We start from the raw sequence: 14,621 nt of genomic DNA, 5'->3' as shown, positions 1-14,621 counted from the left end.
GGCAAAGAAAAAGGCCGCTCCCGGGGGAGCGGCCTAGTTCGGTCGCGGTGATGGCGATCAGGCCCGGCCGACCATCATCTTCTTGATCTCGGCAATGGCCTTGGCCGGGTTCAGGCCCTTCGGGCAGGCCTTCGCGCAATTCATGATGGTGTGGCAGCGATAGAGCTTGAAGGGGTCCTCGAGCTTGTCGAGGCGCTCCTGCGTCGCCTGATCGCGGCTGTCGACGAGCCAGCGATAAGCCTGCAGCAGCGCCGCCGGGCCGAGATAGCGGTCGCCGTTCCACCAATAGGAGGGGCAGGACGTCGAGCAGCAGGCGCAGAGAATGCACTCATAGAGCCCGTCGAGCTTCTCGCGATCCTCGTGGGATTGCAGCCATTCCTTCTTCGGCTCTTCGGTCTTGGTGTGGAGCCATGGCTCGATGGAGGCGTGCTGCGCGTAGAAATTGGTCAGATCGGGAACGAGATCCTTCACCACCGGCATGTGCGGCAGCGGGTAGATCCTCACATCGCCGTCGATCTCGTCGATGCCCTTGGTGCAGGCAAGCGTGTTCGCCCCGTCGATATTCATGGCGCAGGAGCCGCAAATGCCTTCGCGGCAGGACCGGCGGAAGGTCAGCGTCTGATCGACCTCGTTCTTGATCTTGATGAGGGCGTCGAGAACCATCGGCCCGCATTTGTCGAGATCGACCTCGAACGTGTCGATGCGCGGGTTCGCGGTGTCGTCGGGCGACCATCGGTAGACGCGGAACCGCTTGACGCGCGTCGCGCCTTCCGCCTTGAAGGTCTTGCCTTCCGTGGTCTGGGAATTCTTGGGCAGTGTGAGCTGAACCATGATCGAACCCTTCGCGTCTCAGTAAACGCGCGCCTTCGGCTTGATGTACTCGATTTCGTCGGAAAGTGTGTAGGTGTGGACCGGGCGATAATCGACGGCGGTCTTGCCCGTCTCGGTGTCGACCCAGCAGAGCGTGTGCTTCATCCAGTTCGCGTCGTCGCGGTCGGGGAAATCCTCGCGGGCATGGGCGCCGCGGCTTTCCTTGCGGCCCACCGCGCCCTCGACGGTCGCGATCGCCTGAACGATGAGGTTGTCGAATTCCAGCGTCTCGATGAGGTCGGAATTCCAGATGAGCGAACGGTCGGTGACGCGGATATCGGGAAGCTCGGCAAAAATCTCGGCCACGCGCCGCTTGCCCTCCTCCAGCGTCTCGCCGGTGCGGAAGACGGCGACGTCCTCCTGCATGGCGCGCTGCATCTTGATGCGGAGCGCCGAGGTCGGCGTCTTGCCGTTCGCGTTGCGGAAGCGGTCGAAACGGGCGAGCGCGAAATCGCCGGCCCCCTTCGGCAGCTCTGGCTGCGACTTCTGGTCCTTGAGGAGTTCGGCGGCGCGGATACCCGCCGCCCGGCCGAAGACCACGAGGTCGATGAGCGAGTTCGAACCCAGACGGTTCGCGCCGTGAACCGAAACGCAGGCCGCCTCGCCGACCGCCATGAGGCCCGGCACAACCGTGTCCGGATTGCCGTCCTTCAGCGTCAGCACTTCGCCGTGATAATTGGTCGGAATGCCGCCCATATTGTAGTGGACGGTCGGCAGAACCGGGATCGGCTCCTTCGTCACGTCGACGCCCGCGAAGATGCGCGCCGATTCCGAAATGCCGGGCAGACGCTCCTTCAGGATCGCCGGGTCGAGGTGATCGAGGTGAAGGAAAATGTGATCCTTGTGCGGACCGACGCCGCGTCCCTCGCGGATTTCGATCGTCATGGCGCGGCTGACGACGTCGCGCGAGGCGAGATCCTTGGCCGAAGGCGCATAACGCTCCATGAAGCGCTCGCCTTCAGAGTTGACGAGATAGCCGCCTTCGCCGCGCGCGCCCTCGGTGATGAGGCAGCCCGAGCCGTAAATGCCCGTCGGGTGGAACTGCACGAACTCCATGTCCTGGAGCGCGAGCCCCGCGCGCAGCACCATCGCGTTGCCGTCGCCGGTGCAGGTATGGGCGGAGGTCGCCGAGAAATAGGCGCGGCCATAGCCGCCCGTCGCCAGAATGACGATGCTGGAACGGAAGCGGTGCATCTCGCCCGTCGCCATGTCGAGCGCGACGACGCCAACGCAGCGGCCATTGTCCATGATGAGGTCGATGGCGAAATATTCGACGAAGAACTGCGCCTTGTGGCGGACCGACTGGCCATAAAGCGTGTGCAGCATCGCATGGCCGGTACGGTCGGCGGCGGCGCAGGTGCGCTGCGCGATGCCCTCGCCGAAATTGGTCGTCATGCCGCCGAAGGGACGCTGGTAGATCCTGCCGTCCTCGGTGCGGCTGAACGGCACGCCGAAATGCTCGAGCTCGTAAACCGCGTCCGGCGCATGGCGGCAGAGATATTCGATCGCGTCCTGATCGCCGAGCCAGTCGGACCCCTTCACGGTGTCGTACATGTGCCAGCGCCAGTCGTCCGGCCCCATATTGCCGAGCGAGGCGGCGACGCCGCCCTGCGCGGCGACCGTGTGGCTGCGCGTCGGGAAGACCTTTGTGATGTTCGCGGTCTTGAGGCCGCGCTCGACGCAGCCGAGCGTCGCGCGCAGACCCGCGCCGCCGGCGCCCACCACCACTACATCGAATGTATGATCGTTGAAGCTGTAACTCGCGGTCATGGGACTTGCTCGTGAAATGATCAGAAACCGATGAGGATTTTCAGCGCCGCGTAGATGCTGCCGAGAACGACCGCCGCACAGAAAAGGAAATTGCCCGTCTTCGACAGTTTGTGGAGGGTGCTGTCCTGCACATAGTCGTCGATGATCTCGTTCATGCCGATGCGCATATGGGCCGCCGTCGCGATGACGAGGAGGACGATGACGCCCGCCACCAGCGGATTGGCGAGGCAGGCCCGCGCCGTCTCATAGTCGCTGCCCGCAAGCGCGACGACAAGAGCGACGAAGATCAGCCCAAGCGGGACGAGCGCGAACGCCGTCAGGCGCTGGCGGCGGAAATCGCGGGTCGCGGATTTTCCGGACTGGGCCATCAGAACACCCCCTTGAGGGAAAGAGCCACGACCCAGACGGCGATCGTGCTCACGAAAGCGATGATGAGCGCGGCCCAGCTCAGCATGTCGGCCTTGCGAAGCTCGAAGCCCTGGATGCGGTCCCAGATGAGATAGCGGATGCCGCTGAAGAGATGGTGGAGCAGCGCCCAGCTATAGCCGAAGAGCACGAGGCGGCCGATCCACGAACCGGCCACATCCTGGAAGAGCGCATAGGCTTCGGGGCCCGTCGCCGCCGCCACAAGCCACCAGACGAGAAGCGCCGTACCGAAATAAAGCGCGCCGCCCGTGATGCGGTGGACGATCGACATCGTCATGGTGATTGTGAAGCGATAAATCTGAAGATGCGGCGAAAGCGGCCGCGCGACCTGTTGCGTCTTAGCCATCTCAAGGTCCCCGAATGGGTCTGCGGGTGGGCTGTAATGTTTGTTGTTTATCCCCTGCTCTCCCCGAACGCAAATCCCGTTAGCGATAACGGACGATGGAAACCCTTCGCACAGCCCGGCGACATGCGGCGGATCGCGGCGCAGGCGGGAGGACGGAGCATGTCGCCATCGAGCCTGCCTCGCGCGGCGGCAGGCGTCCAGACGCAGCGTCACCCTTCCGCCCGCTCCCGGCCGTCCCGCCGGGCCGGTTGAGCGGCACCACCTGATCCGCTAGAGTGTTGCTCTAGTTTCAGGGCCGGAGGCGGCGGGAATATGGCTGATACACGGGCGGCGCTTTTGCTGGCGGGCCTTGAAACCTTCGATGAGCTGGGCTTCGGCCGGGCGACGGTGAGCGCGATTCGCGCCGCCGCGGGCGCTTCCAACGGGAGTTTCTTTCACTTTTTCGGCTCGAAAGAGGCGTTGGCCGCCGCGCTCTATCTCGATGCGATCCGCGCCTATCACCGAGCGATGCTGGCCCCGCTCGCGGTCAATCCCGGGGCGGCCGACGGGATCGCGGCGCTGATCGAGGCTCACATGGCCTGGGTCGTGAACAATCGGCGAGAGGCCCGCTTCCTCTTCGAGCATTCGAGCGCCAAATGGCTCGATCACATCCGCGAGGAACAGCGCAACGAGAACGAGAGCTATCGCTCCGTCTTCGACAACTGGCGCGAACCGCTTGTCGAAAGCGGGGATTTGCGCCCCATGCCGCCGCCCATCTTCTACAGCCAGCTCATCGGGCCGGCCCAGATGGTCTGCCGCGCATGGCTCTCGGGCCGCGAGGAAACCGATCCCCGTGAACAGATTCGTCCCCTGATCGACAACGCCCGGCGCGCGCTTGTCGGGAAGGCAGAGACCCCCGTGAAGAAGAGGATTTCCGGCCAATGATCATCGACGCATGGATGCAGCACCCCACCGAGCGACATTCGAACCACGAAATGTTCGCCTCGCTGAGAAGGCGGACCAAAACTGAAGACCGCCCCGCCATCACGCCGGAAATGACGATCGCGGCCATGGATCAGGGCGGCGTCGATATCGGCCTCGCCGCCGCCTGGTATGGCCCCCAGGGCGACCTCATTTCGAACGACGAGGTTGCCGCCATGACGAAAGCCTATCCGGGACGGATCGTCGGCATCGCCGGCGCCGACATCATGAAACCGATGGAAGCCGTCCGTGAACTCCGGCGCGCCGTGAAAACGCTGGGCTTCAAGGGGCTCCGCCTCGTTCCCTGGCTCTGGATGCTGCCGCCCACGGATCGCCGTTATTATCCGCTCTACGCGGAATGCTGCGAACTCGACATTCCCTTCTGCACGCAGGTGGGGCATACCGGCCCCTTGCGTCCTTCCGAGACCGGGCGGCCCATTCCGTATATCGACGAGATCGCACTGGAGTTTCCCGAGCTTGCGATCGTCTGCGGACATATCGGCTATCCATGGACGCAGGAGATGATCGCCGTCGCGACGAAGCATCGGAACGTCTATATCGACACCTCCGCCTATACCGCCAAACGCTACCCGCCCGAGCTTGTCGCCTATATGCGCGGTCACGGCCGCCGCAAGGTGATGTTCGGCACGAACTTCCCTATGATCACGGCCAAAAAATGTCTCGAGGATCTGCCCGCGCTCGGGCTCGACGAGGAGACCACCGGATTGTTCTTCAGCGGAAATGCCGCGCGCGTCTTCAGGCTTGAAGGGCGTGCCGCCTAGCCGCCAATTGCGGGAACGCCGAAGCCGATATCGAGCCAGTGCCAGACGGTCGAATGTTCGACGCGATCGACATGGGGTTTCGGCGCGAAGGTGCCGAGTTCGAAATTCACATGAATGACGATGTGGTCGGCCTCGGCCTTGCCCTTCGAGATCGGGAGGATCGTATATTCGTAAGGCATGAAGCCGCCCTCGGCGATGCTTGCCGGGGTGATCTGCCACAGGCCGCATGGCTGCCTGAGGCACGCCATGACACAGTCATAGGCAAGCTGCCGGATCGCCGGATCGGCGAGCGAGAGATAGTCGACGCCAGTGAGATCGGTCTTGAGGAAATCGAAAAAGCCCGAACCGACGAGCGTGAAGGGCAGCGCCATGCGATTGGGATCGGGCTCGATGATCGCAAACCAGCGCGCGAATTTCGCGAAATGCTTGAGGTCGATATTGCTGCGGTCGGGAAAAGGCGCCTCGCCCCTCGCCGCGTCCCAGGCCTCCTCGAAAGCAAGGCTCTGCGCCGAGCGCACCACGGGCGCTTTCGCGGTGGCTGAACCCTTCCCTGATTTTGATGAAAACATGGATCGCCCATTCATTGACCCGAGTTTAACCACTTGTCCTGAACGAAACATGAAGGCGGCTTGAGGGACGCCTCAGCGCCTCGGCATGAAAACCCAGTAGTCGAGATCAAGAATGACGCCCTCGGCATAGCCCTTTTCGAGCGGCCCCGGAAAGCCGCTGCAGGGCAGATCCCTGGTCGCGATCGTACGGATGCGCAGCGCGCCGAGATCGTCGCGATCGGCGAGCGGCTCCTTCGCCAGAACCTCCGACCATGCGAAGACCGTATTGCCCGCAAAGCAGGGCGCGACATGCCGCCCGCCATTGATCGCGGCGACGAGCACCGCATTGCCGAGCCCGTTGAAGCTCAGCGCGCGGGCAAGCGAGATCACATGGCCGCCATAGATGAGGCGGCGGCCGAAGCGGCCCTGACCTTCCGTGAACTGATTGAAGTGAACCTTCGCGGTGTTCTGATAAAGCCGCGTCGCCATCATGTGCTCGGCTTCCTCGATGGTGACGCCGTCGACATGATCGATCTTCTCGCCCGCCTGGTAATCGTCCCAGAGATGGGGCGAGCCGGAGGCGACGGTATCGAACGCCTTGAAATTCGTGCCCGAAGGCGCTGCGAGCGACTTCGCATCGACGGCCGCGGGCAGTGACGGCACGTCGGTCTGGGGCGCGGGCGCGGCCTTGTCCCGCTTCCTCACCATCACCCAGCGCACATAATCGAGAACCGTCTCTCCCCTCTGGTTGCGGCCCGTCGAGCGCACATAGACGACGCCCGTCGCGCCGTCCGAATTCTCCTTGAGGCCTATGACCTTGGACGTCGCGGAAAGCGTGTCGCCCGGAAAGACGGGCTTCAGGAAGCGGCAGTCCGCATAGCCGAGATTGGCCACCGCATTGAGCGAGATGTCGGGCACCGTCTTTCCGAAGACGATGTGGAACACGAGTATGTCGTCGAGAGGCGATTGCGCATAGCCGGCCTTGCGCGCAACTTCGTCGGAGGATTGCAGCGAATGGCGCGAGCCGAAAAACGCCTGATAGAGCGCGCGGTCGCCCTCCGTCACCGTGCGCGGCGTCGCATGAGCGAGCACCTGCCCGACCTTGAAATCCTCGAAGAAGTTTCCGGCGTTCGTTTTCGTCATGCCTCAAGCTCCGCGATGGCATCGGCAATGGCGACGGTGCGCCTTGCGATTTCCGCATGAAGAATTTCGACCATGCGCCCATCGACCTTGAGCACGCCCTTGCCCTTGTTCTCCGGCAGCTCGAACGCCTCGATCGTCTTGCGCGCGAAGGCGACGGTTTCAGGATCGGGCGAGAAGATGCGATTGCAGGGCGCGACCTGCGAGGGGTGGATGAGCGTCTTGCCGTCGAACCCCATGTCGCGGCCCTGCTCGCAGATGGCGACGAAGCCCTGCTCGTCCTTGATGTCGTTATGAACGCCGTCGAGCGCGACGATGCCATAGGCCCGCGCCGCGATGATCGAAAGGCCGAGCGAGGCAAGCATCGGCACGCGGTCGGGCGTATGCGCGGCGCGAAGCTCCTTGGCGATGTCGTTGGTGCCCATGACCCAGACGGACATGCGCGAACCCGCCTCCTGCGCCTTCGCCGCGATCGACTGGATGTTGAGGATCGCAAGCGGCGTCTCGATCATGCACCAGAGCTGCAAGCCGCCCTTCGCGCCGGCCGCCGTCAGCGCGGCTTCGGCGCGCGCCACGTCCCCGGCGGAATTGACCTTGGGAACGAGAATGGCGTCCGGGCCCGCCGCGACCGCCGCCTTGATGTCGTCGATGCCCCAGGGCGTATCGAGCCCGTTCACGCGAATGACGATTTCACGCTTGCCATAACCGCCTTGTGCGACGGCGCTCATCACCTGCGCGCGCGCTTCTTCCTTCGCATCCGGCGCCACGGCGTCCTCGAGATCGAGGATCAGCGCATCGGCGGGAATCTCCCGCGCCTTTTCCATCGCGCGCGCATTCGATCCCGGCATGTAAAGCACGCTACGGCGCGGACGGGCATTAATCAGGGACATGACTCTCTCCAGCGTCGGAAGTTCTCGCGGATACGGAATGCGGACACTATAAATCTTGTGGGGACGTGTGAAGCGGAATTGCGGGGGCTCGGTGCATGAGGAGTACGCATGGCGACGATCCTTTCCATCTCGAGCCAGGTCGTCTATGGGGCGGTCGGAAATTCCGCCGGCGCATTTGCGATGCAGCGGCTTGGCCACGAGGTCTGGCAGGTGCCGACCGTGCTTCTCGCCCATCATCCGGGTTACGGCAGCTTCGAGGGCGAGCTTCTCGGTGAAGACCTGATCGAGCGGCTGGTGCGCGCGCTCGACGAACGAGGCTGGCTTTCGCGCTGCGACGCCGTCTTCTCCGGCTATCTCGCCAATGCCGAACAGGCGGGCGCCGTCGCCGATGCGGTGGCGCGCGTGAAGTCCGCCAATCCCAAGGCGCTTCATCTCTGCGACCCGATCATGGGCGATGAAAAGGGCGCCTATGTGAGCAGGGCCGTCGAAGCCGCGCAGGCCGCACTCGCGCTCCGCGCGGACATCGTGACGCCGAACTGGTTTGAATTCGCGCGGCTTGCCGGCGAGGAGCCCGCCGATATCCGCGCGGCCATCCCCCTCGCCCGCAAGCTCGGCCCAAAAATCGTGACCATCACCTCGGCGCCCGCGCCCAGGGGCCGCATATCGAGCCTCGCCGTCGAAAACAGGAAAGCCTATCGCGCCGAGACGACGAAATATTCGGCCGCCGACGATACGATGACGCCCAAGGGCACCGGCGATCTCTTCGCCGCCATCTTTCTCTCGCGGCTTCTGAGCGGCGTCGCGGTGCCGCAGGCGCTGGCGCGCGCCTCCGCCTGCTCGGCGGCACTCATCCGCTCGAGCATCGAGGCTGGCCGGGGCGAGCTTGCGCTCGCCCACGATCAGGCAATCATCTGGGATCCGGGCCTGCCGCCCAATATCGAGGTTTTCGCCTGAGCCTCAGGCGGCCTTCTTGAGGTAACGCGCGCCGAGAATCTCGGCGATCTGCACGGCGTTGAGCGCCGCGCCCTTCCTCAGATTGTCGGAGACGATCCACATGGCAAGCCCGTTCTCCACGGTCGGATCGACGCGGATGCGGCTGATATAGGTCGCATATTCGCCGACGCATTCGAGCGGCGTCACATAGCCGCCATCCTCGCGCTTGTCGACGACGAGACAGCCCGGCGCCTCGCGCAGGATTTCGCGCGCCTCATCATCCGTGATCGGCTTTTCGAACTCGATATTGACCGCTTCCGAATGGCCGACAAACACCGGCACGCGCACGCAGGTCGCCGTCACCTTGATCTTCGGGTCGAGCATCTTCTTCGTCTCGACCACCATCTTCCACTCTTCCTTCGTGTAGCCATCCTCCATGAACACATCGATATGGGGGATGACGTTGAAGGCGATCTGCTTGGTGAACTTCTTCTTCTCGACCGGATCGTTCACATAGATGGCGCGCGTCTGCTCGAAGAGCTCGTCCATGCCTTCCTTGCCCGCGCCGCTCGTCGACTGGTAGGTCGAGACGACGACGCGCTTGATCCGCGCGACATCGTGGAGCGGCTTCAGCGCCACCACCATCTGCGCCGTCGAGCAGTTGGGGTTGGCGATGATCATCTTCTTCGTATAGCCGCCGATGGCGTCGGAATTCACTTCCGGCACGACGAGCGGCACGTCGGGGTCCATGCGGAACTTCGACGAATTGTCGATGACGACACAGCCCTGCGCGCCGATCCGCGCCGACCATTCGGCGGCGACCGTCGAGCCTGCCGACATGAGGCAGATATCGGTGCCGGAGAAATCGTAATTCTCCAGCGCCTTCACCTTGAGAATCCTGTCGCCGTAGGAAACTTCCGTTCCCTGGCTGCGCCGCGAGGCGAGCGCCACCACCTCATCGGCGGGAAACTCGCGTTCGGCGAGGATGTTCAGCATCTCGCGGCCCACATTGCCCGTGGCCCCGACAACGGCGACTTTGTATCCCATCGGCTTTCTCCTGACGGCTCGTTATGCGTTCAGCCGGTCGAGTTCCCTGAGGATCGCATCGCCCATCTGGACGGTGCCGACCTTCGTCATGCCCGCCTGCATGATGTCGCCGGTCCTCAAGCCCTGTGCGAGCACGCCATTGACCGCCTTTTCGAGCAGGTCGGCGCAAGCGCCGCGATCGAAGGTGTAGCGCAACGCCATGGCGAAGGAGAGGATCGAGGCGAGCGGATTGGCGACGCCCTGACCCGCGATGTCGGGCGCGCTGCCATGCACCGGCTCATACATGGCGTTCGCCTTGCCGTTCGCGTCCTTCGCGCCGAGCGAGGCGGAGGGCAGCATGCCGAGCGAGCCCGTCAGCATGGCGGCGATATCGGAAAGAACGTCGCCGAAGAGATTGTCGGTGACGATGACGTCGAACTGCTTGGGGTTGCGCACGAGCTGCATGGCGCAATTGTCGGCGAGCATGTGATCGAGCTTCACATCCGCGAACTTCTCCTTGTGGAGCTTCGAGACTTCCTCGTACCAGAGCACGCCCGACTTCATGACGTTGCGCTTCTCGACCGACATGACGCGATTGTCGCGCTTGCGGGCGAGGTCGAAGGCGACCTCCGCGATGCGGCGGATTTCATGCGTCGTATAGAGTTGCGTGTCGACGCCGCGGCGCTCGCCATTGCCGAGATCGGTGATCTCCTTCGGCTCGCCGAAATAGACGCCGCCCGTCAGTTCGCGCACGATCATGATGTCGAGGCCCTCGACGATCTCGCGCTTGAGCGAGGAGGCGTCCGCCAGCGCCGCGAAGCAGAGCGCGGGACGCAGATTGGCGAAGAGTTCGAGATCCTTGCGCAGACGGAGCAGACCCGCCTCGGGCCGGCCCTCATAGGGAACGTCGTCCCACTTGGGACCGCCCACCGCGCCGAGGAAGACGGCATCCGCGGCCTTCGCCTTCTCGACCGTCGCATCCGTCACCGCGACGCCGTGCTTGTCGTAGCAGCAGCCGCCGACCAGCTCATGCTCGATGGCGACGTCGAACTTGCGGTTCTTCGCATACCAGCCGATGACGCGCTCGACCTCGCCCATCACTTCCGGGCCGATGCCGTCGCCCGCCACGATCAGGATCTTCTTCGTCATTTCAAACTCTCTCGTCGTCATTGCCGGGCTCGACCCGGCAATCCAGGGCTCTCGCACCGCGCGTTTCATTCCAGATGCCCGGATCTCATCCGGGCATGACGAGCCTCGTCACAGCCAGGGCTGCTCGGCCTTGTGCTTCGTCTCATAGGTCGAAATCGCCGCTTCCCGCTTCAGCGTCAGGCCGACGCCGTCGAGCCCCTCGAGCAGGCAGTGCTTGCGGAAGGGATCGATGTCGAACTTGATGACGCCGCCATCGGGACCGCGGATTTCCTGCGCCTCGAGATCGACGGTGACGACCGCATTGCTCCCGCGCTCCGCGTCGTCCATCAGCTTGTCGACATCGGCCTGCGGCAGCACGATCGGCAGAATGCCGTTCTGGAAGCAATTGTTGTAGAAAATATCGGCGAAAGAGGGCGCGATGACGCAGCGAATGCCGAAATCGAGGAGCGCCCAGGGCGCATGTTCGCGCGAGGAGCCGCAGCCGAAATTCTCGCCGGTCACGAGAATCTGCGCATTGCGATAGGCTGGCTGATTGAGCACGAAATCGGGCTTCTCGTTGCCCTTCTCGTCAAAGCGCATCTCGTCGAAGAGATTCTTGCCGAGCCCCGTGCGCTTGATCGTCTTCAGGAACTGCTTGGGGATGATCATGTCGGTATCGACATTGATCATCGGCAGCGGCGCCGCGACGCCCGTGAGCTTGTTGAACTTGTCCATATCTTCTACCGCCTCTTATTGCCCCTCCCCTCGATGGGGAGGGGTTGGGGTGGGGTGATGTTTCGAATGATCAGATGAGACCCTGTTCCCGCCTGACCGTATCTTCCACGCCCTCGATATTTGTCAGTACCTCGTTATTCCAGAAGCGCAGCACCCTGCAGCCCTCTCCCTGGAGCCATGCCGTCCGTTCCGCGTCGCGCGCCAGGCCGGATTTCTCATTGTGCTGCCCGCCATCAACCTCGATCACCAGCTTGAGTGAATGACAGGCAAAATCCGCGATATACGTTCCGATAGGCGCTTGCCGCCTGAAATGAAATCCTTCCGCCTTCAGCACTCTCAATTTCTGCCAGAGCGCCCTTTCGGCTTCTGTCTGGTTCCTCCGAAGCGCTCTGGCTCTTTCGTTCGCCATCGCCCGGCCGTACCTCATTGAAAGCGCTGTGGCCACCCCACCCCAAACCCCTCCCCATGAAGGGGAGGGGCTTTGAGGCGCTACACTTTCCTCACATCGACGAAATGCCCCGCGATCGCCGCCGCCGCCGCCATGGCGGGCGAGACGAGATGCGTGCGCCCGCCGCGTCCCTGACGGCCCTCGAAATTGCGGTTCGAGGTCGAGGCGCAGCGATGTAGCCGGAATACTCGTGCCACGTCGCTTCAATCAACGGTAACCCGCCAAGCAAGCTCAATCGAGCCGACCAAGCCGTCTTCTTCATTTTCTAATGGGCGAATGAATCCGGCATGTTCGGCAATCTTGATACAGCCGTGATCCATCCAGTAATCACCAACTCCCTCAATACCGAAATCCACCGGTAAGCGCGTCGACCCTAGCGCTAGAGCGAGCGCCATCAGGTTTTTGTAGAAAACTATCTGGCGCAGCGTCAGGCTTGCCGGTGCGTCCTTGTACAACTCGCTAGGCCAGCGTTGGTATGTCGACTTCCGTTCACGAATGACAGGGCTGCCTGGCCACATTTCAATCGTAAGGTTTCGGATCGGTTGAAAAAGTGGCGTCAACACCTCACTTCACCTCCCTCACATCGACGAAATGCCCCGCGATCGCCGCCGCCGCCGCCATGGCGGGCGAGACGAGATGCGTGCGCCCGCCGCGTCCCTGACGGCCCTCGAAATTGCGGTTCGAGGTCGAGGCGCAGCGCTCGCCCGGCGCGAGCTTGTCGGCATTCATCGCAAGGCACATGGAACAGCCCGGCTCGCGCCACTCGAAGCCCGCTTCGAGGAAGATCTTGTCGAGACCTTCCGCCTCCGCCTGTTCCTTCACAAGGCCCGAGCCCGGAACGACCATGGCGCTGACGGTGGGGGCTACCTTCTTGCCCTTTGCGATCGCCGCCGCCGCGCGCAGATCCTCGATGCGTCCATTGGTGCAGGAGCCGATGAAGACACGGTCGATCCTGACTTCCGTGATCGGCGTACCGGGCGTGAGGCCCATATATTCGAGCGAGCGCTCCATGGCGTGGCGCTTGCCCTCATCGGCGACAGTCGCCGGGTCCGGAATGCGGTCGGTGATGCGGATGACGTTTTCAGGGCTCGTGCCCCAGGTGATCATCGGCGGCAGATTGGCGATATCGACGGTCACTTCCTTGTCGAAATGCGCGCCTTCGTCGGATGGCAGCGTCTTCCAGTAGGCGACCGCCTTCTCCCAGGCTTCGCCCTTCGGCGCCATCGGCCGGCCCTTGAAATATTCGAAGGTCTTCTCGTCCGGCGCGACGAGGCCGGCGCGCGCGCCCGCCTCGATCGTCATGTTGCAGACGGTCATGCGGCCTTCCATGGAAAGATCGCGGATCGCCTCGCCCGCATATTCGACGACATAGCCCGTGCCGCCCGCCGTGCCGATATGGCCGATGATGGCGAGCGCGATGTCCTTCGCCGTGAAGCCTTCCGGCGCCTTGCCGACGACATTGATGCGCAGGTTCTTCGCCTTGGCCTGAATGAGCGTCTGCGTCGCGAGCACATGCTCGACCTCGGAAGTGCCGATGCCATGCGCGAGCGCGCCGAAGGCGCCATGCGTCGAGGTGTGGCTGTCGCCGCAGACGATGGTGGTGCCGGGGAGCGTGAAGCCCTGCTCGGGCCCGACGATATGGACGATGCCCTGCCGCTTGTCGCTCATCGCCAGATACTGGATGCCGAACTCGCGCGCATTGTCCTCGAGCGTCTGGACCTGGATGCGGCTTTCCTCGTCGGCGATGCCTTTCGAGCGGTCGGTCGTCGGCACGTTGTGATCGGCGACGGCGAGCGTCTTCTCGGGCGCGCGCACCTTGCGGCCGGCCATGCGCAGACCCTCGAAAGCCTGCGGGCTCGTCACTTCATGCACGAGATGCCGGTCGATATAGAGGAGGCCGGTGCCGTCCTCCTGCATGTCGACGAGGTGCGCATCCCAGATTTTGTCGTACATGGTGCGTGGAGCAGCCATCTTCTTCACTCCTTGTCCGGGAGCCTGAATCCGGTTCGATTCCCGGGCTCCGTCGGTTCCCCAATTCACATTTTCGCAGGCGTCGAAAGCGAAAAGCGGGCACGGGGCTCGCGCCCTGCCCGCTTCATGCGTCTCGTCTTATCGTCTGCGGACGAATTCAGGCGGCGCCGTTCTCTTGCGAGCGGGCTTTGTTGTCCTGCTTCTCGACAATTCGGGCCGACTTGCCACGGCGCCCGCGCAGATAATAAAGCTTCGCACGGCGCACACGGCCACGGCGCACCACCTTGATCGAGTCGACGAGCGGGCTGTAGATCGGGAAAACGCGCTCCACGCCCTCGCCATAGGAAATCTTGCGGACGGTGAAGTTCTCGTTGAGGCCGGCGCCAGAGCGGGCGATGCACACGCCCTCATAGGCCTGCACGCGCGAACGCTCGCCTTCGACGACCTTCACATTGACGATCAGCGTATCGCCGGGCGCGAAATCGGGAATCTCCTTGCCGTTGGAGAGCGTTCCCATCTGCTCCTGCTCGAGCTGCTCAATGATATTCATCTGTCTAACCTCAGGTATTGAAGGCGCCGGACCCGTGCCCGAAAGGGCCTTGCCGGGTTTTTACCCGTCCGGAAGCGCGCTTCATTATCACACTTCAA

Annotated in this window: 17 protein-coding genes and 1 pseudogene; 3 read left to right on the top strand and 15 right to left on the bottom strand. The window is 63.3% G+C overall.

Going from position 1 to position 14,621, the window contains the following annotated elements:
* Positions 1–57: 57 nt before the first annotated feature.
* From WBG82_RS01800 to sdhC, 4 genes are read right to left on the bottom strand one after another with little or no spacing between them, the layout of a single operon-like run.
* Positions 58–831, bottom strand: a complete 774-nt coding sequence (locus WBG82_RS01800; protein ID WP_324300542.1) for a succinate dehydrogenase iron-sulfur subunit — start codon at positions 829–831, stop codon at positions 58–60.
* A gap of 18 nt (positions 832–849) precedes the next feature.
* Positions 850–2,640 carry a succinate dehydrogenase flavoprotein subunit gene (gene sdhA, locus WBG82_RS01795; RefSeq protein ID WP_424420609.1) on the bottom strand — a complete coding sequence of 597 codons (1,791 nt, stop codon included), beginning with the start codon at positions 2,638–2,640 and terminating at the stop codon, positions 850–852.
* Positions 2,641–2,660: 20 nt separating this feature from the next.
* A complete protein-coding gene (gene sdhD, locus WBG82_RS01790; RefSeq protein WP_424420606.1) occupies positions 2,661–3,008 on the bottom strand; it encodes a succinate dehydrogenase, hydrophobic membrane anchor protein in 348 nt (115 codons plus the stop codon).
* On the bottom strand, positions 3,008–3,412 hold the full coding sequence (gene sdhC / locus WBG82_RS01785; RefSeq protein ID WP_324300548.1) for a succinate dehydrogenase, cytochrome b556 subunit: 405 nt from the start codon (positions 3,410–3,412) through the stop codon (positions 3,008–3,010). The genes sdhD and sdhC overlap by 1 nt, the downstream gene beginning before the upstream one ends.
* A 312-nt stretch (positions 3,413–3,724) precedes the next feature.
* Here sdhC and WBG82_RS01780 point away from each other — a divergent pair, with 312 nt between their 5' ends.
* Together WBG82_RS01780 and WBG82_RS01775 are read left to right on the top strand one after the other, a co-directional pair.
* A complete protein-coding gene (locus WBG82_RS01780) occupies positions 3,725–4,336 on the top strand; it encodes a TetR/AcrR family transcriptional regulator (protein WP_424420603.1) in 612 nt (203 codons plus the stop codon).
* Complete coding sequence (locus tag WBG82_RS01775; RefSeq protein WP_424420601.1) at positions 4,333–5,154, top strand: amidohydrolase family protein; 822 nt, start codon at positions 4,333–4,335, stop codon at positions 5,152–5,154. Before WBG82_RS01780 ends, WBG82_RS01775 begins: the two co-directional genes overlap by 4 nt.
* Here the strand turns inward: WBG82_RS01775 and WBG82_RS01770 are convergent.
* From WBG82_RS01770 to WBG82_RS01760, 3 genes are all read right to left on the bottom strand, one after another.
* Positions 5,151–5,675: a PAS domain-containing protein gene (locus WBG82_RS01770; protein ID WP_424420599.1), complete on the bottom strand. Its 525-nt coding sequence runs from the start codon at positions 5,673–5,675 to the stop codon at positions 5,151–5,153. The genes WBG82_RS01775 and WBG82_RS01770 overlap by 4 nt on opposite strands.
* Before the next feature lie 120 nt (positions 5,676–5,795).
* Positions 5,796–6,845: a MaoC family dehydratase gene (locus tag WBG82_RS01765; protein WP_424420597.1), complete on the bottom strand. Its 1,050-nt coding sequence runs from the start codon at positions 6,843–6,845 to the stop codon at positions 5,796–5,798.
* Positions 6,842–7,732 (bottom strand): HpcH/HpaI aldolase/citrate lyase family protein, encoded by an 891-nt coding sequence (locus tag WBG82_RS01760; protein WP_424420595.1) that lies wholly within the window; start codon positions 7,730–7,732, stop codon positions 6,842–6,844. The genes WBG82_RS01765 and WBG82_RS01760 overlap by 4 nt, the downstream gene beginning before the upstream one ends.
* A gap of 108 nt (positions 7,733–7,840) precedes the next feature.
* On the opposite strand from WBG82_RS01760, the gene pdxY reads away from it, so the two are divergent.
* Positions 7,841–8,686: a pyridoxal kinase gene (pdxY, locus tag WBG82_RS01755; protein ID WP_424420593.1), complete on the top strand. Its 846-nt coding sequence runs from the start codon at positions 7,841–7,843 to the stop codon at positions 8,684–8,686.
* A 3-nt stretch (positions 8,687–8,689) separates the two neighbouring features.
* Here the strand turns inward: pdxY and WBG82_RS01750 are convergent, their stop codons facing one another.
* The 8 genes and pseudogenes from WBG82_RS01750 to rplS all read right to left on the bottom strand — a co-directional run bounded on the left by WBG82_RS01750 (position 8,690) and on the right by rplS (position 14,523).
* Positions 8,690–9,712 (bottom strand): aspartate-semialdehyde dehydrogenase, encoded by a 1,023-nt coding sequence (locus WBG82_RS01750; RefSeq protein ID WP_424420591.1) that lies wholly within the window; start codon positions 9,710–9,712, stop codon positions 8,690–8,692.
* Between the two features lie 21 nt (positions 9,713–9,733).
* The gene (gene leuB / locus WBG82_RS01745) at positions 9,734–10,840 is read right to left on the bottom strand and encodes a 3-isopropylmalate dehydrogenase (protein ID WP_424420589.1); all 1,107 of its coding nucleotides are present in this window, start codon (positions 10,838–10,840) and stop codon (positions 9,734–9,736) included.
* 108 nt (positions 10,841–10,948) lie between these two features.
* Entirely contained in the window at positions 10,949–11,554 is a 606-nt protein-coding gene (leuD, locus tag WBG82_RS01740) for a 3-isopropylmalate dehydratase small subunit (RefSeq protein WP_324300564.1), read from the bottom strand.
* 70 nt (positions 11,555–11,624) lie between these two features.
* Positions 11,625–11,963, bottom strand: a complete 339-nt coding sequence (locus WBG82_RS01735; RefSeq protein WP_424420586.1) for an endonuclease domain-containing protein — start codon at positions 11,961–11,963, stop codon at positions 11,625–11,627.
* 80 nt (positions 11,964–12,043) lie between these two features.
* Positions 12,044–12,175: pseudogene (locus tag WBG82_RS01730) on the bottom strand (aconitase family protein); the annotation flags it as partial.
* 30 nt (positions 12,176–12,205) lie between these two features.
* Positions 12,206–12,562 carry a hypothetical protein gene (locus WBG82_RS01725; protein ID WP_424420583.1) on the bottom strand — a complete coding sequence of 119 codons (357 nt, stop codon included), beginning with the start codon at positions 12,560–12,562 and terminating at the stop codon, positions 12,206–12,208.
* A gap of 4 nt (positions 12,563–12,566) precedes the next feature.
* Positions 12,567–13,973, bottom strand: a complete 1,407-nt coding sequence (leuC, locus tag WBG82_RS01720; protein WP_424420581.1) for a 3-isopropylmalate dehydratase large subunit — start codon at positions 13,971–13,973, stop codon at positions 12,567–12,569.
* Between the two features lie 157 nt (positions 13,974–14,130).
* Positions 14,131–14,523, bottom strand: a complete 393-nt coding sequence (gene rplS / locus WBG82_RS01715) for a 50S ribosomal protein L19 (protein ID WP_324300570.1) — start codon at positions 14,521–14,523, stop codon at positions 14,131–14,133.
* Positions 14,524–14,621 lie beyond the last annotated feature (98 nt).

This window comes from Parvibaculum sp., assembly GCF_049671045.1.
Taxonomy (GTDB): domain Bacteria; phylum Pseudomonadota; class Alphaproteobacteria; order Parvibaculales; family Parvibaculaceae; genus Parvibaculum.
The sequence above is the reverse complement of the archived record's forward strand: the minus strand, read 5'-3'. Positions and strand labels throughout refer to the sequence as shown.